Annotated in this window: 20 protein-coding genes; 9 read left to right on the top strand and 11 right to left on the bottom strand. The window is 62.7% G+C overall.

What is annotated here, in order from left to right; genetic code table 11:
* Positions 1–192 precede the first annotated feature (192 nt).
* The gene (locus tag ACH79_RS09955) at positions 193–438 is read right to left on the bottom strand and encodes a hypothetical protein (protein ID WP_161850870.1); all 246 of its coding nucleotides are present in this window, start codon (positions 436–438) and stop codon (positions 193–195) included.
* 238 nt (positions 439–676) lie between these two features.
* Here ACH79_RS09955 and ACH79_RS09950 point away from each other — a divergent pair, with 238 nt between their 5' ends.
* Entirely contained in the window at positions 677–1,537 is an 861-nt protein-coding gene (locus tag ACH79_RS09950) for a sulfite exporter TauE/SafE family protein (protein ID WP_161856295.1), read from the top strand.
* A gap of 87 nt (positions 1,538–1,624) precedes the next feature.
* Here the strand turns inward: ACH79_RS09950 and ACH79_RS09945 are convergent, their stop codons facing one another.
* Positions 1,625–2,122, bottom strand: a complete 498-nt coding sequence (locus tag ACH79_RS09945) for a DUF3658 domain-containing protein (protein WP_161850869.1) — start codon at positions 2,120–2,122, stop codon at positions 1,625–1,627.
* Between the two features lie 26 nt (positions 2,123–2,148).
* On the bottom strand, positions 2,149–3,678 hold the full coding sequence (locus tag ACH79_RS09940; RefSeq protein ID WP_161850868.1) for a malonyl-CoA synthase: 1,530 nt from the start codon (positions 3,676–3,678) through the stop codon (positions 2,149–2,151).
* Positions 3,679–3,768: 90 nt separating this feature from the next.
* Between ACH79_RS09940 and ACH79_RS09935 the strand changes: the two genes are divergently transcribed.
* The 4 genes from ACH79_RS09935 (at position 3,769) to ACH79_RS09920 (ending at position 6,983) form a co-directional block, all read left to right on the top strand.
* A complete protein-coding gene (locus ACH79_RS09935) occupies positions 3,769–4,530 on the top strand; it encodes an SDR family oxidoreductase (RefSeq protein ID WP_161850867.1) in 762 nt (253 codons plus the stop codon).
* Between the two features lie 284 nt (positions 4,531–4,814).
* On the top strand, positions 4,815–5,369 hold the full coding sequence (locus tag ACH79_RS09930) for a fasciclin domain-containing protein (protein ID WP_161850866.1): 555 nt from the start codon (positions 4,815–4,817) through the stop codon (positions 5,367–5,369).
* Positions 5,370–5,551: 182 nt separating this feature from the next.
* The gene (locus ACH79_RS09925; RefSeq protein ID WP_161850865.1) at positions 5,552–6,181 is read left to right on the top strand and encodes a cytochrome b/b6 domain-containing protein; all 630 of its coding nucleotides are present in this window, start codon (positions 5,552–5,554) and stop codon (positions 6,179–6,181) included.
* 16 nt (positions 6,182–6,197) lie between these two features.
* The gene (locus ACH79_RS09920) at positions 6,198–6,983 is read left to right on the top strand and encodes a molybdopterin-dependent oxidoreductase (protein WP_161850864.1); all 786 of its coding nucleotides are present in this window, start codon (positions 6,198–6,200) and stop codon (positions 6,981–6,983) included.
* A 79-nt stretch (positions 6,984–7,062) separates the two neighbouring features.
* On the opposite strand, the gene ACH79_RS09915 is transcribed toward ACH79_RS09920, so the two are convergent.
* From ACH79_RS09915 to ACH79_RS09895, 5 genes are all read right to left on the bottom strand, one after another.
* On the bottom strand, positions 7,063–8,097 hold the full coding sequence (locus ACH79_RS09915; RefSeq protein WP_161850863.1) for an ATP-grasp domain-containing protein: 1,035 nt from the start codon (positions 8,095–8,097) through the stop codon (positions 7,063–7,065).
* On the bottom strand, positions 8,094–9,047 hold the full coding sequence (locus tag ACH79_RS09910; RefSeq protein ID WP_246738493.1) for a putative zinc-binding metallopeptidase: 954 nt from the start codon (positions 9,045–9,047) through the stop codon (positions 8,094–8,096). Before ACH79_RS09910 ends, ACH79_RS09915 begins: the two co-directional genes overlap by 4 nt.
* A gap of 180 nt (positions 9,048–9,227) precedes the next feature.
* A complete protein-coding gene (locus ACH79_RS09905) occupies positions 9,228–10,901 on the bottom strand; it encodes a hypothetical protein (protein ID WP_202639211.1) in 1,674 nt (557 codons plus the stop codon).
* A 221-nt stretch (positions 10,902–11,122) separates the two neighbouring features.
* Positions 11,123–12,313 (bottom strand): YbfB/YjiJ family MFS transporter, encoded by a 1,191-nt coding sequence (locus tag ACH79_RS09900; RefSeq protein WP_161850862.1) that lies wholly within the window; start codon positions 12,311–12,313, stop codon positions 11,123–11,125.
* 93 nt (positions 12,314–12,406) lie between these two features.
* The gene (locus ACH79_RS09895) at positions 12,407–13,270 is read right to left on the bottom strand and encodes an EamA family transporter (RefSeq protein ID WP_161850861.1); all 864 of its coding nucleotides are present in this window, start codon (positions 13,268–13,270) and stop codon (positions 12,407–12,409) included.
* A 244-nt stretch (positions 13,271–13,514) separates the two neighbouring features.
* On the opposite strand from ACH79_RS09895, the gene leuB reads away from it, so the two are divergent.
* Positions 13,515–14,627: a 3-isopropylmalate dehydrogenase gene (leuB, locus tag ACH79_RS09890; RefSeq protein WP_161850860.1), complete on the top strand. Its 1,113-nt coding sequence runs from the start codon at positions 13,515–13,517 to the stop codon at positions 14,625–14,627.
* 159 nt (positions 14,628–14,786) lie between these two features.
* Positions 14,787–15,431 carry a DapH/DapD/GlmU-related protein gene (locus ACH79_RS09885; protein ID WP_161850859.1) on the top strand — a complete coding sequence of 215 codons (645 nt, stop codon included), beginning with the start codon at positions 14,787–14,789 and terminating at the stop codon, positions 15,429–15,431.
* A gap of 87 nt (positions 15,432–15,518) precedes the next feature.
* Here ACH79_RS09885 and ACH79_RS09880 read toward each other — a convergent pair whose 3' ends face one another.
* Positions 15,519–15,902, bottom strand: a complete 384-nt coding sequence (locus ACH79_RS09880; protein WP_161850858.1) for a hypothetical protein — start codon at positions 15,900–15,902, stop codon at positions 15,519–15,521.
* 222 nt (positions 15,903–16,124) lie between these two features.
* A complete protein-coding gene (locus ACH79_RS09875) occupies positions 16,125–16,856 on the bottom strand; it encodes a hypothetical protein (protein WP_371419380.1) in 732 nt (243 codons plus the stop codon).
* Positions 16,857–17,045: 189 nt separating this feature from the next.
* On the opposite strand from ACH79_RS09875, the gene ACH79_RS09870 reads away from it, so the two are divergent.
* Complete coding sequence (locus ACH79_RS09870; protein WP_161850856.1) at positions 17,046–18,080, top strand: aspartate-semialdehyde dehydrogenase; 1,035 nt, start codon at positions 17,046–17,048, stop codon at positions 18,078–18,080.
* A gap of 106 nt (positions 18,081–18,186) precedes the next feature.
* Here ACH79_RS09870 and ACH79_RS09865 read toward each other — a convergent pair whose 3' ends face one another.
* On the bottom strand, positions 18,187–18,834 hold the full coding sequence (locus ACH79_RS09865; RefSeq protein ID WP_161850855.1) for a carbonic anhydrase: 648 nt from the start codon (positions 18,832–18,834) through the stop codon (positions 18,187–18,189).
* Between the two features lie 120 nt (positions 18,835–18,954).
* On the opposite strand from ACH79_RS09865, the gene ACH79_RS09860 reads away from it, so the two are divergent.
* Positions 18,955–19,833 carry a CoA ester lyase gene (locus tag ACH79_RS09860; protein ID WP_161850854.1) on the top strand — a complete coding sequence of 293 codons (879 nt, stop codon included), beginning with the start codon at positions 18,955–18,957 and terminating at the stop codon, positions 19,831–19,833.
* Positions 19,834–19,884 lie beyond the last annotated feature (51 nt).

Here is a 19,884-nt window from a genome sequence, read left to right as displayed (position 1 = left end):
GGACCGCGGCCGGCCCATCGGGGAACGCGGTAGATGAATTCTATTTACGGAGTCGAAACAGTCCGCGCAACGGCCAAATGGCTTGGAATCGAACCGCGGTTCATTACTAGCACGGCTATGAAATGCGATTGATCAGCGGCTTGGTATACCAGAGCCGGTTGGCACGGTTGAAGAATTGAATATTGGTTCTGTTCATTGGCGGCCGCGGCGGAAACCCGAACGCATCGACGCCGCGCCATCGCTCAACGAGGTAGGTCGTCGAAGACGCGGACCTTCGGAGAAGCCTCGCCGCGATGGCTGAAACATCAGGTGCAGCGGGCCGGAGCGGGTTCGTAATCGCAGGCGGACCAGATGGCCGGCCGCGAGATCGGCTTCGGCCTGCCATGACGGCACCCGCACGATGCCAACGCCCTCCTTCGCGGCGGTGGGCAAGGGCATCGAGGCTATTCATCCAGAGCCGACCCGATATGCGGATTTTGCGGCCCGCCTTTGTGTTGCCCGAGAAGCGCCGCTCAGCGGTGCCGGGCACCTGAGAACACCAGGCAGTGATGATGGTCGCGATCGCGCGGCAAGGGTGCCCCATGAGAGAATGGATACTCCCGCATTTCAGAAACAGCTAAGGCTGCCCCGCGGCGGCTATCGCGGCCGCAAATCCAGAACGCGAGATGCGCAAGACATGATCGCCGGCCTCGATCCGAGAGAACTCATCGAACTCGCATTGCTGCTGATCGCAGTCGGGGCGCTGTCGGGGTTTCTTGCCGGCGTGTTCGGTATCGGCGGCGGTGCGATCCTGGTCCCGGTTTTTTATGAATGCTTCCGCCTCGCCGGCGTCCCGCTGGAAGTACGGATGCCGCTCTGCATCGGTACTTCGCTCGCCATCATCATCCCGACCTCGCTCGCTTCGTTTCGCGCCCATTACAAAAGGGGCGCGGTCGACATGGGCATTCTCAGGCGCTGGTGGCTGCCGATCGTGCTTGGTGTTGTGGCCGGCAGCGTCACGGCGCGCTTTGCGCCGGAGCGGCTGTTCAAGATCGTGTTCGTGGTAGTGGCGTGGTCGGCGGCGGCGCGGCTGTTGCTGTCGCGGGAAACCTGGAAGCTCGGCGACGACGTGCCGAAGGGCTTTCTGATGCGCGTTTACGGCTTCTTCGTCGGGTTGTTGTCGACCTTGATGGGCGTGGGCGGTGGCTTGTTCGCGAACCTCTTGATGACCTTCTACGGCCGGCCGATCCATCAGGCGGTCGCGACCTCGTCGGCGATTGCAGTACTGATCTCGATTCCCGGTGCGATCGGCTATGTCTACGCCGGCTGGCCGGCCGCCGCGCGCTTTCCCGATGTCGCCGCGCTGCAGCTTCCATTCTCGCTCGGCTATGTCTCGCTGATCGGCGCGCTGTTGGTGATGCCGACCACGCTTGTTACGGCACCGCTCGGGGTGAAGGTGGCGCATGCATTGTCGAAACGCGCGCTGGAGGCGGCGTTCAGCACCTATATGTTCATCGTCGGCGGAAGGTTCGTGATCAGCTTGTTGAACGGGCAGTAGCGCGTAGCCCGGATGGAGCGAAGCGAAATCCGGGACTCTTGCGCGGATGGACAGACCGTTCCCGGATTACGCTTCGCTCCATCCGGGCTACTGAGGCGCAGGTTCAGCCTTCAATCTGATCTCGCTATGGCGCCATCTACGGAGGTCGCCCTGATTCTCGAGACGGCCGGCCGCAGCCAAAGCCTGGATGCGAGCAGCGAACATTTCGTGGCTGACCGGCACCTCGATCGCCTCGCTCCGCACGGACGCATTGCCAACCACCATGGCCATTTTCTGCCATCGCGGCTTCATGACGGAGAAGATGATCCGGTCGATCTCGGCCACCGATACAGAAGGCGGAAGCTGTACTTGATCCCAACAGAGCGAGCTGCTGATTTCGGGAAATTCTTCGAACGGGATGAGACCTGGAAAGCGATCATAGGCCGTCTGCAGCAGTTCGGAATTGAGCTTGATGATAAGCCTCTTGAGCGAGGCGGCATCCTCATCTTGATCTTCAAGAATCTCTGCTGCTGCCCTCGCTTCGTCGAGTTCGAATGCGGCCGCGAGCAGGTGGTCAAGAATACCTTTGGCCTGTTCCCGGTTCATGATTTGCTCCCCGGAGCGATTGGCTCCTACGCTTTCGCATAGATATCCTTATAGGTATCCCGCAAAATATTCTTCTGCACTTTGCCCATGGCGTTGCGCGGCAGCTCGTCGACGACGAAGACGCGCTTCGGCATCTTGAATTTGGCCAGCCGTCCATCGAGCGCCTTCAACACGCCGGCCTCGGTGACGCCTGCGTTCTTGTTGCAGACCACGACCGCAGTGACGCCTTCGCCGAAATCGGCATGCGGCACGCCGATCACGGCGGACTCGATCACACCCGGCATGGCGTCGATCTCGCTCTCGATCTCTTTCGGGTAGACGTTGAAGCCGCCTGATATCACCAGGTCCTTGCCGCGGCCGAGGATGTGCACATAGCCCTTGGCGTCGATCTTGCCGAGATCGCCGGTGATGAAGAAGCCGTCGTCGCGGAATTCGGATTTTGTCTTTTCCGGCATCCGCCAATAGCCCTTGAACACGTTGGGGCCCTTGACCTCGATCATGCCGATCTCGTCGCGCGCAAGCTCCTTGCCGGTCTCGGGGTCGGTGACGCGCACGGAGACGCCGGGCAGGGGAAGGCCGACCGCGCCGGGCACGCGCTCGCCGTCATAGGGGTTGGACGTGTTCATGTTGGTTTCGGTCATGCCGTAGCGTTCCAGTACGGCGTGGCCGGTGCGCGCGGACCATTCGCGGTGGGTGTCGGCGAGCAGCGGCGCGGAGCCCGAAATGAACAGCCGCATGTGCTTGGTCGATTCCTTCGACAGCGCCGGGCTCTGCAGCAGCCGCGTGTAGAACGTTGGCACTCCCATCATGACGGTCGCGCGCGCCATCAGCTTGATCATCGTTTCAGGGTCGAGCTTTGGCAGGAAGATCATCGAGGCGCGTGCGAACAAAGTGACGTTGCTCGCCACGAACAGGCCGTGGGTGTGATAGATCGGCAGCGCGTGGATCAGCACGTCCTTGTCGGTGAAGCGCCAGTAGTCGACCAGGCTGTAGGAGTTTGACGCGAGATTGTCGTGCGTCAGCATCGCGCCCTTGGAGCGGCCGGTGGTGCCTGACGTGTAGAGAATCGCGGCGAGGTCGTCATTGGCGCGGGCGACGGTCGCGAACGCGGCCCCCGCCTTGGCCGCGGCATCCGTCAGCGATCCCTTGCCGTCGGCGCCGAGCGTCTCGACCTTGGCCTTCACCTTGGCGGCGATCGTACCGATGCCTTCCGCCTTCGAGGGATCGCAGACGACCAGCGACGGCTCGGCGTCGGAGATGAAGTAGTCGAGCTCGTTGAGCGTATAGGCGGTGTTGAGCGGCAGATAGACCGCGCCCGCGCGAACCGTCGCGAGGTAGAGGATCAGCGCCGGCACCGATTTTTCGGTTTGCGCCGCGACGCGGTCACCGGGCTTGACGCCGCGCGAGACCAGCACATTCGCCATCTGACCGGCGCGGGCGATCAGCTCGCCATAGCTGATGCGCGTGCCGTCGAGCATTTCGATCGCGAGCCGGTTCGGATCGTCGAGCGTATCGAACAGGCGGGAAAACAGGTTGGCGTTGGCGGTCGTGTTCATGCAACATTCCCTGAAGGGCGCTGGCCCGGGCGGAATTTCGCCGGCTGGATTAGCAAGAACGCCCTTCTAAAAGCAACGGAGACAGTTTGCATGACAAATAACGGGAAACGGGTGGCTTGGGTAACCGGCGGTGGCAGCGGAATCGGCGAGTCTGGGGCGGAATTTCTGGCGGCCGACGGCTGGACCGTGGTGGTTTCGGGACGGCGCAAGGAAGAACTCGAACGCGTCGTCGCCAACATCACCAAAAAGGGCGGCAAGGCCGAGGCGATCCAGCTCGATGTCAGCAATAAGGCCGATGTGAACAAGGCCGCGGACCAGATCCTGGCCAAACACGGCCGGATCGACCTGCTGGTCAACAGCGCCGGCCTCAATGTGCCGAAGCGAAGCTGGGCCGACATGGAGCTGGAGGGCTGGGACAAGGTCGTCGAGATCAACCTCAACGGCGTGCTCTACTGCATGCGCGCGGTGCTGCCGGCAATGAGGAAACAAAAGGACGGCTGCATCATCAACGTCGCGTCCTGGGCCGGCCGCCACGTCTCGAAAATGCCGGGCCCGGCCTACACCACGACCAAGCACGCGGTGCTGGCGCTGACCCATTCCTTCAACATGGACGAATGCGTCAACGGCCTGCGCGCCTGCTGCCTGTCGCCCGGCGAGGTCGCAACCCCGATCCTGAAGCTGCGCCCGGTGGTGCCGTCGGAGGAAGAGCAGGCGAAAATGCTGCAACCGGAAGATTGCGGCCGCACCATCGCCTTTGTCGCCAGCCTGCCGGCTCGCGTGTGCGTCAACGAGATCCTGATCAGCCCGACGCATAATCGCGGGTTCATCCAGACGCCAGCGAACAGGGATTAGTCTCCTCCGTAGCCCGGGTGGAGCGCAGCGTAACCGGGACGGTCTCACGAGCGGACCGAGTTCTCCCGGATTGCGTTTCGCTCCATCCGGCTTCTGGTGCTCGGCCACGATCCGCGCCCCCAAAAGTTTCAGCCATCACGATAATTTATTCCCCGAAACCGGGCCAAAAACCTCCCGTAGCTCGGCTCAACGACGACGAACACAACCGGTCCATCGACCAGCGTCGTTGTTTTCATCACCGGCGGATGCCCCGCCGGCCATCGCAATCCTCGGGAGAAGATTCCATGTCCAAACGTATTGCACTGCTGTCGGCCGCCGTGTTCAGCGCACTGGCTTTCACCGCCACCGTCACCGCGCCCGCAAGCGCGGAAGAAAAGACCGTGATGGTCGGCGGCGCGGCGATGTTCCCGTCCAAGAACATCATCCAGAACGCCGTCAACTCGAAGGACCACACCACGCTGGTTGCCGCGGTGAAGGCCGCCGGCCTGGTCGAGACGCTGGAAGGCAAGGGCCCGTTTACGGTGTTCGCGCCGACCAACACCGCCTTCGGCAAGCTGCCGGCCGGCACGGTAGAGACGCTGGTGAAGCCTGAGAACAAGGCGACCCTGACCAAGATCCTCACCTACCATGTCGTGCCCGGCAAGCTCGCCGCGTCCGACCTGACCGATGGCAAGAAGCTCAAGACTGCCGAAGGCGAGGAGCTGACGGTCAAGAAGGCCGACGGCAAGACCTGGATCGTCGACGCCAAGGGCGGAACCTCGACGGTCACGATCACCAACGTCAACCAGTCGAACGGCGTGATCCATGTGGTCGATACCGTGCTGATGCCGGCGTCCTAAAACTCCCCGCGCGCACCTGACTGGTCCCAACAGGGGCGCGTGGATTGGGCGAGCCGGGGCAACCCGGCTCGCTTTTTTGTGAAGGCGATAGCCGCCATGCGTCGATCTGCTCGCGCCATGGCAGTAACGAAAAGCCGGTTCCCGGCGTATAAACGATAACGATTTTCAAGCGGGGAAAAGCCATGTCGGCCGTAACAGCCAGCAACGAACATGCCGCGCCAGCCAAGGCAAAGATCATCCAGCCGGCCTGGGTGCGGGCGCTGCACTGGACCAACGCCTTCGCGATGGTCCTGATGATCATGTCGGGATGGCAGATCTATAATGCCTCGCCGCTGTTCGGTTTCACATTCTCCTCGAGCATCACGCTGGGCGGCTGGCTCGCCGGTGCGCTGCTCTGGCATTTCGCCGCGATGTGGCTACTGATGGTCAACGGCCTGATCTATCTGATTGTGGGCCTTGCCACCGGCCGCTTCCGCAAGAAGCTGCTGCCGATCACGCCGGAGGGCGTGATCTCGGACACCAAGGCGGCGCTGACCGGCAAGCTGTCGCATGCGGATCTCACCAGATACAATCAGGTGCAGAAGCTGCTCTATGCCGGCGTCATCATCGTCGGCATCCTCATTGTCCTGTCGGGTCTGGCGATCTGGAAACCGGTCCAGTTTCAGTATCTGACGGCGCTGTTCGGCGGCTACGAGGCCGCCCGCTACGTCCACTTCTTCTGCATGGCCGGCATTGTCGCCTTCATGGTGATCCATGTCGTGCTCGCTCTTCTGGTGCCGAGGAGCCTGCGCGCCATGATCATCGGCCGCTAATTAAGGGAGTATGACCATGGGCCGCATGCGCAATCTCCTGATCCCCGGCGTCGACAAGACGCTGCTCATCCGAGACGCCGTCAAGACCATGCCCGACCTCACCCGCCGGCGCTTCATCTCCGGCGGCGCCAGCCTTGGTGCGCTGACGCTGCTCACCGGCTGCGACGTGACCGACAGTTTCTCGGCCGAAGAAATGCTGAAGCAGGTTTCCAAGTTCAATGACGGCGTGCAGGCGTTGATCTTCAATCCGAACGCCATGGCGCCGACATATCCGGAAAGCGCCATCACAAAGCCGTTCCCGTTCAATGGCTATTATGACGTCGACGACGCGCCTGAAATCGACGGCAAGAGCTGGAAGCTCGAGGTGCGTGGCCTCGTTGAAAACAAGAAGTCCTGGACGCTGGACGAGCTTTATCAGTTGCCGCAGGTCAAGCAGGTCACGCGCCACATCTGCGTCGAAGGCTGGAGCGCGATCGGAAGCTGGACCGGCGTCCCCTTGCGCGATTTCCTGAAACTGATCGGCGCAGATACGCGCGCGAAATATGTCTGGTTCCAGTGCGCCGACAGGGACGGTTACAACTCGCCGCTGGACATGCCGTCCGCGCTGCATGCGCAGACCCAGATGAGCTTCAAGTTCAGCGACGAGATTTTGCCGCGCATTTATGGCTTCCCGATGAGGATCAGGGTGCCGACAAAACTCGGCTTCAAGAGCCCGAAATACGTGATCTCGATGGAAGTCACCAACGACTACAAGGGCGGCTTCTGGGAAGACCAGGGGTATAATTCGTTCAGCGGTGTTTAGTCCGCCTCATTTCACGACGTGATGCGGCCTGAATTTCGGAGCGCACCACCGCTGTGCATGCCCCGTTTGATGTTGCCTTTCAGCCCACGGATACGCCTGCCTTTGCCCGGCTTATTCCGAGCGCCAGAATGCGATGCAGCAGGTCCGGGTAATCGAGGCGGTCATGCAGAGCCGCGGTAGCGAACTCCTGGCTCTTTGCGATTTCGGGATTGGGGTTCGCTTCAATGAAATACGGCGTGCCGTCGGCAGCGAGGCGAAAGTCGATGCGCGCGTATCCATCGAGCCCTAGCGTTCGGTAGATGCGTTTTGCTATTCGCTGAATACGGGCGTGTACTTCCGGCGCAAGATCCTTGGCCGGCCCATCTTCGATTCCGACCCGCTCCTGATAATCGGGATCGTGTTTGACCTTCTGGGTGGCAATGTGCCGTGCGCCCTGGCCGCCCATGCTGCCGAATTTCAATTCCCAAACCGGCAGGACGCGCAGCCTGGTATTGCCGAGTACGCCTACGTAGAGCTCACGTCCCTCGATATATTGCTCGGCGATGGCGGCAGTTCCGACCCGCTCGTGAATGAAGGCGACGCGCTCTGCGAGCTTCTCGTCCGTATCAACGATGGACGCTTGCGAGATACCGAACGATCCATCCTCGTTCAAGCTCTTGACGATCAGCGGCAGCGCAAGACGTGCTGGCCGGTTGACCTTGCGGCGCATCGGAAACACGGCGAAGGCCGGCACCGCGATCCGGCGATGGTGCACCAACGTCTTGGACAGATCCTTGCCGCGCGCCAGGATCAGGCCACGCGGATTGCACCCGGTATATGGGATCTTCATCAGCTCGAGATAGCTTGGAATGTGCTGGTCATACACCGGCTCATGGTGAAACTGCTCGAGCAAGTTGAACACCACATGCGGCTTGAAATCTTCGATCTCGTCGCGCACCGGCTTGATTTCCTCCTGCACGCCGAGTGGGTGAACTTCATGGCCAGCCGCACGCAAGGTGCTTACGACGTCGAATTCTGTTTTCCATTCATTGATTTGCCGCGCGGTGTATCCGTCGGTAGAGTCCGGGGGCATGAAGTCCGGATGCATCAACACTAGAATGCGCAGGCGTCTCATAGAGCGATCCATTTGCGCCGCGATGGGCCGAACAGCGCGTGCATGGTTTTGGCGGTCAACAGTATGGTGAAATTGATCACCAGCTTCTGTCTGGAGCCGACGGCACGCAGATCGAGCTCGCGGCAGCGGGCGATCATGTCGTCAAGCACAGCATCAAGCGTAAGTTGGTTCTCGCCCGTCCATCGCGCAACCATCTGCCTGATTTGAGCCCGGTGCCGCCTGATGAAGAGCGAAGCCGGTTGCTCCCGGCGATGCCGTGGATCGGCGGAAAAGAGCCGGGAGAGGTCACGGTCGTAAGTCTTCGGCGCCTTGAAGGCGTAGAATGCCTGCTTTTTTTGATAGTGGTCGCCAAGTGTCTGATCGAGCTCACGGAGCGGATCGACACGCTCCCGCGTCGTGATTAGCGGTCGCTTCCCGGCGATTTCGTCCATCAGTTCGTCGACATATTCGAGTTTCTTCAGTGCTGGCCAACCGGCATATCGCGTCCGCCAGTTCGACCGCGGCCGCAGCCACACCGCGAAGGTTTCGGCAAAATCTTCGTCCGGATGGCTCTGCGCGTACCAGAGCCGAAGATGCTGGACATAACTCCGGCTAGCTGGATTGGGCCGGTAGTAACGCGGGTAGTGTTTCGAGGACGGTCCGAACAGCTGCTGCCAGCGCCGGCGGCGTTGCAGCTGGTAGGCGTGCTGTATGGCGTGGCCTGCCTCGTGGCGGAGAATGGCCATGCACTCGGACCAGGTGCCGCCCTCGACGTCGAGCATCATTTTCTTCTCGATCTTCATCAGGCGGGGATGGGCGAGATAGAATGGAATGGCAATACCGGGCACATCTGCCGGGCTAAACCATTCGCTCGATACCCATGCATGCGGCCGCAGCCGTATGTCCCGCGCTCCGAGCTCTTCATAGAGAGCGCTGAGACAATCTTCGAGCCAGGTGTCTTCGACCGTCACCCTCAGACTGCTGAGGCGTTGCTTGAGCAGCTGCTCATCCGACAGTTTTTCCCAAGTATATTTCCGCCGTGGCATAGGCATCCAGAAGTCATAAAAACCGAAGCCTGGATGTTGTCATAGGATGCCGCCGGCAACAACCGCCGAGCCTTCGCTGCGTGCCCCTTGCGGCGCCGCGAACGATTACGCGGCCGCCATGTCCATGCGACGACAGAAGCAGGACGCCTTGATCGGAATCTCCGCGCGCGCCTGCGCCAGGTCGAGCCGCTGCCTGATCAGCGCCGACTCGGCCTTTTCGCCGCGACGGACCAGGCATTCGTGCAGGCCGTGCAGTGACCACAAATTGTCGGGATGCTGGCAGGCGCGGCTCAGCTTGCCGTCAAGCCCGAGGTCGGAGCGATATACCGCCTCGGCTTCCTCGATCCGTCCTTGCTCGAGGAGAAGTGCCCCTAGGGCATGTCGGGTCGGCTGCATCCATCCCCACGGCTCGTCATAGGGCAGTCCGTCGCTGAGTTCGACCGACCTGCGCAGGTGCGCGAAGGCCGTGTCATGGTTGCTCTTCCGATACTCCAGCTCGCCGTCCAGCATCGCTTCGGCCACGCCCAGGAGATCGACGATCTTGTTGTTGTGGACGCGGCGGCTCTCGGGCACGCGGGTCTTCGCCGCCATGAACAAGGCCTTCTCCGTCTCGGCTTCGGCGACATTGCCGAGCGCCGAATGAGCGACCGCCCTGGCGTAGTGCATCATCGCAACATTCGAGCAGTAGAGGTCGCGATCCGCCGGGAGTTCTTGTGCGATGATCTCGCGCCATTTGCCGAAGCGCACCAGCACGTGCTGCTTCATCGTCAGATAGCCTTCGAGGAAATCCGCCATCGGCGGCGATTCGATCCGCAACACCGCCTCGGGAATCGTGGCGATCAGTTCCTCGGCCGCCGCGATGGCGGGCGTGTACTGGCCGAGGAACATGGCGCCGTAGATCGCAAAGTGGAAGTTGTGAATGACGTAGACGAGGTAGACGCCCGGATCCGCCGAGTAGGCGAGGAACCTGCGGTCGGTCGCCAGCGCCTTCTGATTATAGACAAGGACGTCCTTGTAGTGTCCGCACAGCACGTCGAGATGTGTCGCCATGTGGATGAGATGGCCGGAATCCGGGACGATCTCGCGCAAGCGGTCGCCGGCGCGCAGTGCGGCTTGCGGAAACGGCGACATCTCCATCAGGTGGACGTAGAGATGCAATAGGCCCGGGTGATCCCATGCAGCGGGGACCCGCTCGAGAGCGAATTCCAGCACCGCCCTGCATTCCTCGGTGCCCGCTCCCGCCGGTTTGCCGGAGGGCAGGTCCCACATCTGCCACGGCGTCTCGTTCATGAGCGACTCGGCAAAGACCGCCCGGACGTCGAGATCGTCGGGATAAGCATCGAAGATCTTGCGCATTTCCCTGGTGTAGGCCTTGTCCCAAGGCGCCATATCCTCGATCGCCTCGCGTTGCGGATAGCGCGCGCGGAGGGCCTGGATCATCGCTTGCTCGACCGGGCTCGCCTTGCCGGCATGCGCAAGGGCGGCCTGCATGGCTTCATAAGATGCCGATAGCGCCATCTGCCGTCCGAGCGGATCGTAGCGAACCCAGGGCAGGTTGTAGTTCGGACCCGAGGCATAGCTGATGCCCCAGTGCGCCATGGCGCATTCGGCGTCGTGCTCCAGCGTCTTCTGGAAGCACTTGATCGCTTCGGCGTGGTTGAACCCGAACAGCCAGTTGAGGCCCCGGTCGAACCAAAGCTGGGCGTCAGGCGATGAGGTGGTGATTTTGCGGCTGTACGGCCCGAGATCGAAATAGGTTTCGTCCCCCTTCATCTCCATATCGCTTCTCCGTTTCTGCATTGCCGGGTGCTTCGGAGTGCCATCCGCTTAAGTGCGGTGCCGAGCGGTCACTGTATCACAGGGCGACGGCGCTTGACGCCGCAAACTGCCGCAGGCGGCGAAAGCCGCTGAATCGTGGGGTGGGCAAAGCGAAGCGTACCCACCATTGCCAGCGCGCAAGATCCATGGTGGGCACGGCGCAAGAGCGCCCTTGCCCCAGCCTATGCATTCCGTGCCATCTTCTTCTGAAACGCCGACAGCACCGCAGCCAGCGCCAGCATCGCCGCGGAAACGTTCAGCGCGAACGACAGGCTGCCCACCGCATCCGTGATCGCGCCGACCACAATCGGGCCGAGCGTCTGGCCGATGCCGAATGAAATCGTCATCGCCGCAATCGCCGTCGGCCAGGCCTGCGGCGGATAGTTGAAGCGAACGAAGGCGGTGGTGGAGCCGACCACGGCGAAGAAGGCGACGCCGAACACGAGCGCCGATATCGCGAGCAGCCACACCGACTGTCCGAAGATCGGCAATGCGGCGCCGATCGCGTTGACGCCGAGAATGATTGTCGTGGCGAGGCCGCCGCGGTCGAGCGCGAGCACGCGGCGCCACACCCACGGCGTCGCGAACGCGCTCACGCCGATCAGACTCCAGAACGCGCTCTGGGCGGCCGCGCCGCCGCCGGCATCGCGGACATAGGCGATCATGAAGGTCATGTAGGCGATATAGCCGGCGCCGAACAGGAAGTAGCCCGCGAGGTAGATCACGACCGGGGCAATCGCGAATTTGGCCGTTGCCGTTGCGGCGGCCGTCGCGCCGTCATGAAGCGGCGCGAGCAGCACCGGGATCGTCAAGATGACCGCAAGCGCCGTCATCGCCCACCAGACGATCCACCACGAGCCGGGCCCAAACCCTTGCAGCACAAACGGGGCAACCAGCCCGGATGCGAGAATGCCGATCCCGGGTCCGGCATAGAACAGGCTGAGCAGAAAATTCGCCCGCTCGGGCCGCGACTGCGCGATGGTCGCAGCGAGCGTGCCGCCGCCGACGAATCCGGCCGCAGCGCCGACGCCCGCCAGCAGCCGCGCAAAACTCAGAACGTAGAAATTGCCTGTGACGGCGCACAGCGCCAGCGACAACACGCAAGCCAGCGTGCCCCAGCGCACCGAAGCGACCAGGCCAAATCGCCGGATCATGCGCGAGGCGAGCAGCGCGCCCGCGAGATAGCCGGCCGCATTGACCGTGTTCATGAAGCCGGCCGCAGAATAGGACCAGAGCAGCGTATCGCGCATATCAGGCAGCACCAGCGCATAGGCGAAGCGGCCAATGCCGAGCCCGACGGTGGGTGCCAGCGACAGGATCAGGATTAGCCGCGCGGGATGGGCGTATGTCTGGTGAATGTGTGGGAATCGCACGTCAGGCTCCGGCAATCCGTTATTCTGGCAGGCAGCGCGGGGATTGCACAGGTGCGCCGTTCGCAACGGTGTCGTGCCAATCCTGCAACGGCATCAGCCGATCAAGACCAGCACGACGCCGAGCACGGTCAGCGCGGTGCCCGCCACGATGCGCGCGGTGATTTCGATGTGCTTCAGCACGACGGCGCTTAAGCCCACCGTGACCAGCGGATAGATCGCAGCCAGCGGCGCCACCAGCGTGATCGGGCCGTTGCGGACCGCTGCGAACAGCGTGAGCGCGCTCAGTCCATTGCTGATCCCGGTCATGGCGAACCAGAAAAGCCCGGCGCGGGGGGCCTGCACCAAAAAGCTGCCGGTGCGGGCGCGCTGAACGGACAGCACCACCAGCGACGACATGACGTAGCCGACCAGGCAGGCCCAGAGCGGGCTTGGCCAGACCGCAAGCCCGAGCTTGACCACCGGCGGCACGATGCCGCGGATCAGCGCGCTGCACAGTGGCAATAACAGTGCCCAGCTCCGCCAATGGCCGAGGTCGCGAGGGCGGGTTACCGTGATGATCGCGGCACCGGCGACGGCAACGAGGAGACCGAGCAGTTGCGGTGGCTGCAGCGGCTCGTGCAGCAGAATCACCGCCGTCGCCACCGCAAACAGCGGCGCGAGGTTGCCGAGTGTCGAGGTAATGACGGGTCCGAGCGCCCGGTTCGAGGCAAAAGTCAAAAGCGTCAGCGAGGCCGGAAAAAACAGGCCGATGGCGATGAAGATCGGCAGGCCGGCCCAGACCACGGGCTCGCCCTGGAGGATCAGCGGCGACAGCAGAAGGAACAGGAGCGTGAAGGAGGGAACGCTGATCGCGGCTCCCGATAGCGGATCGACGGTCCGCAGGCCGAGTTGCGCCAGGACGACCCCGGCGCCCAGGAAGAACGCCGAGGCAAAGGCGTAGATAATGGCTGCGGTCATGAGGTCCGTCTTGGTGCCTTCTTGAGGGGGCTTGCGGGCTGCTCGTTCCCTGCCTTTTTGACCTGTCTCCGATGCCTTGCCAATCCGCTTCCGGCGTTTTAGCACTCCGCCCGGATTTCCTTCGCTTGTCATGCCCGGGCTCGACCCGGGCATCCATCCATCTTCAGAAGATTTTGCGAAGCGGGATGGATTGCCGGGTCAAGCCCGGCAATGACGACAAACAGCAATATCGAGGTAAACGACCATGGCGACCCATAAACTGCTGCTTCTCCCTGGCGACGGTATCGGCCCCGAAGTGATGGGGGAGGTGCAGCGCCTGATCGACTGGATCAACGCGCAAGGCATCGCGAAATTCGAGACCGAACAGGGGCTCGTTGGCGGCTCCGCCTATGACGCGCACAAGGTATCGATCTCCGAAGGCGACATGGACAAGGCCAAGGCCGCGGACGCCATCATCTTCGGCGCGGTCGGCGGTCCGAAGTGGGATAGCGTGCCCTACGAGGTGCGGCCCGAGGCTGGTCTGCTGCGGCTGCGCAAGGATCTCGGCCTGTTCGCCAATCTGCGGCCTGCGGTGTGCTACCCGGCGCTGGCCGAGGCTTCCAGCCTGAAGCGCGAGGCGGTCGAGGGCCTCGACATCATGATCGTGCGCGAATTGACCGGCGGTGTCTATTTCGGCGAGCCGAAAACCATCACCGATCTCGGCAATGGCCAGAAGCGCGCCATCGATACCCAGGTTTACGACACCTATGAGATCGAGCGCATCGGCCGCGTCGCCTTCGATCTGGCGCGCAAGCGCCGCAACAAGGTGACGTCGATGGAGAAGCGCAACGTCATGAAGTCGGGCGTGCTCTGGAACGAGGTCATGACGGCCGTGCATGCGCGCGAATACAAAGACGTGACGCTGGAGCATCAGCTCGCCGATTCCGGCGGCATGATGCTGGTGAAGGCGCCAAAGCAGTTCGACGTCATCGTAACCGACAATCTGTTCGGCGACATGTTGTCCGATATCGCGGCGATGCTCACGGGATCGCTCGGCATGCTGCCCTCGGCCTCGCTCGGCGAGATTGACGCCAAGACCAAGAAGCGCCGCTCGCTGTTCGAGCCGGTGCACGGCTCCGCCCCCGATATCGCAGGCCAAAGCCTCGCCAACCCGATCGCGATGATCTCCTCGTTCGGAATGGCGCTGCGCTATTCCTTCGATATGGGCGCGCTGGCCGACAAGGTCGACGCGGCGATCGCCGCCGTGCTCGCCAGCGGTCTTCGTACCGCTGATATCAAGTCCGAGGGCACGACGGCTGCCTCAACCACGCAGATGGGCGAGGCTATTTTGAAGGAGTTGCAGAAGCTGCACGCGTGAGTGATGTAAGGTCGTAGCCCGGATGGAGCCAACGGGTCGCGCGAATGCGCGCCCGATGACAGGCTCCGCGAAATCCGGGGCCTATCTCGCAAGCGCAGGATTCCCGGATTGCGCTTGGCTCCATCCGGGCTACGCGCTGCACTTCATCGGAGCCGGTTCATGGACGCGTCGCATCGACCCAAGATCGCGGAAACAATCATCCATGAAACGGTGCGCCTGCGCGAGGCGAAGATCGGCCGGCGTTGCGAAGTCCTGCGCAATACGCGCATCGAATATGCCTCGCTCGGCGACTACTCCTATATCGGGGAGAATTGCGAGGTCGCCGACGCCGTGATCGGGAAGTTCACGGCAATCGCCAACTCGGTCCGGATCGGCGCGCCGAACCACCCGATTGGTCGCCCGTCCCAGCATCGCTTCACCTACTGCCCGGAATATTATGAGGCGACGGCAACGCGGGATCGCGATTTCTTTGCGGAGCGTCGAAGCGACCGGGTGATCGTCGGCAATGATTGCTGGATCGGGCATGCCGCCATCATCCTGCCGGGCGTGACCGTTGGCGATGGCGCAGTCATTGCCGCGGGCGCGGTCGTCAGCCGTGATGTGCCGCCCTATACCATCGTCGGCGGGGTTCCTGCGCGCCCGATCCGCAAGCGCTTTCCTGATTCTGTCGCCGAAAGCCTGCGCCGCATCGCCTGGTGGGATTGGCCGGATGAGGTCATCTTCGAGCGCCTGAGCGATTTCCGCTCCGAAGCGATCGAGCAGTTTTGCAAGCGCTACGATCCGGCACTCTCTGCGGGTCGATAGATCGAAAACCGGAAGGGCGTGGGGTCCAATGATCGACGTAAAAAATGCCCGGTCTCAACCGGGCATTTTTCGTCATATGGCTGTCGCTCAATACGGCGGGAGCGGGATGGCCAGCGGGTAGCCACCCATGTCCGACGGCGGGTTAAGCGGCTGGCGGTCGATCGGGCGGTTGAGGTTTTCGCGCGCGAACGTTGGGTACCCGAACGGCGACGGGAAGGCGTAGTCCATGAACTTCCGGTCGCCCGGCAACACTTCGGTGCCGGCATCGAGCCAGGAGCGGGTGGTGACGTAAACGCGGGTGCGGCCCTGCTGGTACGAGCGATTGGGACCGTTCGCGCCGTAATAGGGGCGGCCGTCCCGGTCATATTGCTGCCTGGACTGGGCGCTGGCGGAGGTCGCGCTGACCGCGACGAGGGCGGCGGCAGCAAGCATCATCGCGAGCTTGCTCGCAGCAGGGAATTTTCGGGTCATTGCATCCTCGTCATTGTCCGCCCGTGACGGGCTGGCGGATCGCCAAATCTGTGGTTGTGCACATTGTAGCCACGGCGGGACTATCGTCGCTAGGTCAATTGCGCCACACCGCGACGGAATAATACCTCGCGAAGCGAAAAAGTTTCATGAAAACCAGTGTCTTGGCCGCTTGTTGCCACAATTGTCAGGGGCGGTCGAAGGCTTAGCCCCGCCGACGCCGGGCTACAGGGCGCCGCGCAGCCGCGGATTATCCGCGCCCATCACCCAGTCCGCAGACAAGACCGGTGCGCCCGATGTCCCGCAGTCGCTGCGCCTGACCTCGGCGCGGGCAAACAATTCCGCCAGCTTGGCGTCGCTGCCGGCCGTCAGCAGCACCAGCCGGTTCAGCATGCAGCTGATCGCGGCGCGGCGGGCGGGGACATCCTCGCCCAGGCATGACCAGCCCGAGAGGCGGAATTTCGGTTCATCGACATGTTTGAAAAATCGCAGGCAGGCGCGGGCGGCCTCGGTGCCGCCGAGCCGGCGAAACAGGGTCACGGCACCGAACTTGCTGTCGATGATTCCGGCAGCCTCCAGCTCGCGCGCGCCCGCCGGATCCATTCGTGCGGCGAGGTAGCCGGCCGCCGAGCCGACCTGGTCGATTTCTTCACCCGCGCGGTAGATTTCGAGTTCAGCGACCGGCGTGCCGCCGGCGCCGCTCCAGTGGAACACGTCCTTCCGGCCGCCCTCGGGGTGTCTGAAAATTTCGTAAGTCTCTGTCTTGCCTGGAAAAACGAACTGGCTGACGGCAAAGGCCGGCGCCGTGCGTCCGGCCTGGCTCCAGGTCTTGGGCGAGGCCTCCGTCGCCGTGACTTCCGGGAGATGCTGCCATAGCGCGATACCGCCAATGGCCATCAGCGCCAGCGTCATCAGATAGGCGCAGAGCCGTGCCAGCGTGCCGCAGACTTCGTCCACAAAGCTTGCCAGCGCCGGGTGAATTCTCGCCCTATATTGGAAATTGGCCGTTCTGGCCGGAAACGAATGCATCAAACGCCCAAACGCAACCGTCACACGTTGTCATAAGGGCGTTTCTCGCATAGAAGCGCTGCCTTCTCCCTTTCCGCCTGAGGCGGCGGGGCGGCATTTTTCCTCGGAGAGTGAACGATGGGTTACAAAGTCGCTGTCGTCGGTGCGACCGGCAATGTCGGGCGCGAAATGCTCAACATACTCGACGAGCGCAAATTCCCCGCCGATGAGGTCGTGGTGCTGGCCTCGCGCCGCAGCGTCGGCGTCGAGGTTTCCTATGGCGACCGGACCCTGAAAGTCAAAGCGCTCGAGCACTACGACTTCTCCGACGTCGATATCTGCCTGATGTCGGCCGGCGGCTCGGTGTCGAAGGAATGGTCGCCCAAGATCGCCGCCGCCGGCGCTGTCGTGATCGACAATTCGTCGGCTTGGCGGATGGACCCGGACGTGCCGCTGATCGTGCCCGAAGTGAACGCGGACGCGGCCAAGGGTTTTGCCAAGAAGAACATCATCGCCAATCCGAACTGCTCGACCGCGCAGCTGGTGGTGGCGCTGAAGCCGCTGCACGACAAGGCCGTCATCAAGCGCGTCGTGGTCGCGACCTATCAGTCGGTCTCCGGCGCCGGCAAGGATGCGATGGACGAACTGTTCTCGCAGACCAAGGCCGTCTACACCAATGACGAGCTGGTCAACAAGAAATTCCCCAAACGCATCGCCTTCAACGTCATCCCCCACATCGATGTCTTCATGGAGGACGGCTACACCAAGGAAGAGTGGAAGATGATGGCGGAGACCAAGAAGATTCTTGATCCCAAGATCAAGCTCACCGCCACCTGCGTGCGCGTGCCGGTGTTCGTCGGCCATTCCGAGGCCGTCAACATCGAGTTCGAGAATCCGATCACCGCCGATGAAGCGCGCAACATCCTGCGCAATGCGCCGGGCTGCCTCGTCATCGACAAGCAGGAGCCCGGCGGCTACGTCACGCCCTATGAGTCGGCCGGCGAGGACGCAACCTATATCAGCCGCATCCGCGAGGACGCGACGGTGGAGAACGGCCTCGCGCTGTGGTGCGTCTCCGACAATCTGCGCAAGGGCGCTGCGCTGAATGCGGTGCAGATCGCCGAATGCCTGATCAACCGCAAGCTGATCAGCGCGAAGAAGAAGGCGGCGTAAGCGGAATTCGTAGGGTGGGCAAAGCGAAGCGTGCCCACCATTCAGCATTGCGGTCGACGATAGATGGTGGGCACGGCGCGTTGCGCCTTTGCCCACCCTACGGCACCTACGCCGCTTCCCGCACGCTGCGGAATTCCTTCGCTTCCTGATCGAGCACGAACAGAGAGCCCTCGGCGACGCCGAAATAGGCGCCGTGCAATTCCATCTCGCCACGCTCGACGCGGGTGCGCACGAACGGGAACGTCATCAGGTTTTCGATTGAGCGGAAGATCGCGGCCTTTTCGATCCTGACGGTGAAGTCCTGCATCGTTTCGCGCTCGCGCTGCTCGACGATTTCGCCCGGCTTGATGAACATCGCCATCCAGCGGCCGATGAAATCGCCCGGCGACAGCGGGTCGATCTTGTCGATGAAGGCGCGGATGCCGCCGCACTGGGCGTGGCCGAGCACCACGATGTGCCTGATGCGGAGCACGTTGACGGCATATTCCAGCGCCGCCGAAACGCCGTGGGCGCCGCCGTCCGGCTGATAGACCGGCACCAGATTGGCGACGTTGCGCACCACGAACAGCTCGCCAGGGCCGGCATCGAAAATCACTTCCGGCGAGACGCGGGAATCGCAGCAGCCGATCACCATCACGGCGGGCGACTGGCCGCGCTCGGAAAGTTCCCGGTAGCGCGTCTGTTCGGTGGGCAGCCGCTGCGAGGTAAAGGCCCGGTAGCCGTCGAGCAGATGTTGCGGGAATGACGTTGTCATGTTGCCTGTGCCTGTTCTGGGTCCTGCCTAACCACAAGCCGATGACCGGAACAAGGCTTTCGGACCGTGGTTTGAAATGTTAGGGCGTGGGGCTCAAAACGCCCCAGAGGAAACCAGTCCATGACCCGTCCGCGCCGCAGCCTGTTGTTCATGCCGGGATCGAACGCGCGGGCGCTGGAAAAGGCGCGCAATCTGTCCGCCGACGGCATCATTCTGGACCTTGAGGATTCGGTGGCGCCGGACGCCAAGGCGATGGCCCGCGACCAGATCGCCAAGGCGATCGCGGCCGGCGGCTTCGGCAAGCGCGAGGTGTTGATCCGTGTCAACAGCCTCGATACGCCCTGGTGGGTCGAGGACGTCACCATGGCCGGCAAGGCCCGGCCCGACGGCATTCTGGTTCCCAAGATTTCCACCGTTGCCGATCTCAACGCCATTGCGAATCGCCTGAGCGATATCAACGCCGATATGTCGATCCGGGTCTGGGCGATGATCGAAACCGCGCGCGCGGTGCTCGATGCGGACAAGCTGGCAGCGGCATCGAAGGATTCCGAAACAAGGCTCGCCGGCTTCGTGTTCGGGCCCAATGATATCTCGCGGGAGACGCGGATCCGCATGCAGCCGGGCCGTGCGGCGATGATCCCGATGATCACGCATTGCATCCTGGCGACGCGCGCGCACGGGCTCGAAATTCTCGACGGTCCCTACAGCGACATCAGCAATATCGACGGCTTCGCCACCGAATGCGCGCAGGGCCGCGACCTCGGTTTCGACGGCAAGACGCTGATCCATCCGAGCCATATCGAGGCCTGCAACGCCATCTTCACGCCGCCGGCCGAGGAGGTCGAGCAGGCGCGCAAGGTCATCGCGGCGTTCGAACAGCCGGAAAACGCCTCGCGCGGGGCGATCCAGCTCGACGGGCGGATGGTGGAACGGCTGCACGCCGACATGGCGCGGCGGACGATCGCGATTGCGGATGCAATCGCTGCGATGGGGCATTGAAATCTTTTGCTCGGCAGCGTTCTTGCCTTCTCCCACAAGGGGAGGAGGTAG

This window comes from Bradyrhizobium sp. CCBAU 051011, from assembly GCF_009930815.1.
GTDB lineage: Bacteria > Pseudomonadota > Alphaproteobacteria > Rhizobiales > Xanthobacteraceae > Bradyrhizobium.
This window is presented reverse-complemented; position numbering and strand designations above follow the sequence as displayed.

Coding starts and splice junctions, on each gene's coding strand:
- ACH79_RS09865 (WP_161850855.1), bottom strand. CDS start 18,834: ATGACAACGTCATTCCCGCAACATCTGCTCGACGGCTACCGGGCCTTT.
- ACH79_RS09860 (WP_161850854.1), top strand. CDS start 18,955: ATGACCCGTCCGCGCCGCAGCCTGTTGTTCATGCCGGGATCGAACGCG.
- ACH79_RS09930 (WP_161850866.1), top strand. CDS start 4,815: ATGTCCAAACGTATTGCACTGCTGTCGGCCGCCGTGTTCAGCGCACTG.
- ACH79_RS09870 (WP_161850856.1), top strand. CDS start 17,046: ATGGGTTACAAAGTCGCTGTCGTCGGTGCGACCGGCAATGTCGGGCGC.
- ACH79_RS09920 (WP_161850864.1), top strand. CDS start 6,198: ATGGGCCGCATGCGCAATCTCCTGATCCCCGGCGTCGACAAGACGCTG.
- ACH79_RS09945 (WP_161850869.1), bottom strand. CDS start 2,122: ATGAACCGGGAACAGGCCAAAGGTATTCTTGACCACCTGCTCGCGGCC.
- ACH79_RS09885 (WP_161850859.1), top strand. CDS start 14,787: ATGGACGCGTCGCATCGACCCAAGATCGCGGAAACAATCATCCATGAA.
- ACH79_RS09925 (WP_161850865.1), top strand. CDS start 5,552: ATGTCGGCCGTAACAGCCAGCAACGAACATGCCGCGCCAGCCAAGGCA.
- ACH79_RS09915 (WP_161850863.1), bottom strand. CDS start 8,097: ATGAGACGCCTGCGCATTCTAGTGTTGATGCATCCGGACTTCATGCCC.
- ACH79_RS09940 (WP_161850868.1), bottom strand. CDS start 3,678: ATGAACACGACCGCCAACGCCAACCTGTTTTCCCGCCTGTTCGATACG.
- ACH79_RS09955 (WP_161850870.1), bottom strand. CDS start 438: ATGCCCTTGCCCACCGCCGCGAAGGAGGGCGTTGGCATCGTGCGGGTG.
- ACH79_RS09905 (WP_202639211.1), bottom strand. CDS start 10,901: ATGGAGATGAAGGGGGACGAAACCTATTTCGATCTCGGGCCGTACAGC.
- ACH79_RS09950 (WP_161856295.1), top strand. CDS start 677: ATGATCGCCGGCCTCGATCCGAGAGAACTCATCGAACTCGCATTGCTG.
- leuB (WP_161850860.1), top strand. CDS start 13,515: ATGGCGACCCATAAACTGCTGCTTCTCCCTGGCGACGGTATCGGCCCC.
- ACH79_RS09935 (WP_161850867.1), top strand. CDS start 3,769: ATGACAAATAACGGGAAACGGGTGGCTTGGGTAACCGGCGGTGGCAGC.
- ACH79_RS09880 (WP_161850858.1), bottom strand. CDS start 15,902: ATGACCCGAAAATTCCCTGCTGCGAGCAAGCTCGCGATGATGCTTGCT.
- ACH79_RS09895 (WP_161850861.1), bottom strand. CDS start 13,270: ATGACCGCAGCCATTATCTACGCCTTTGCCTCGGCGTTCTTCCTGGGC.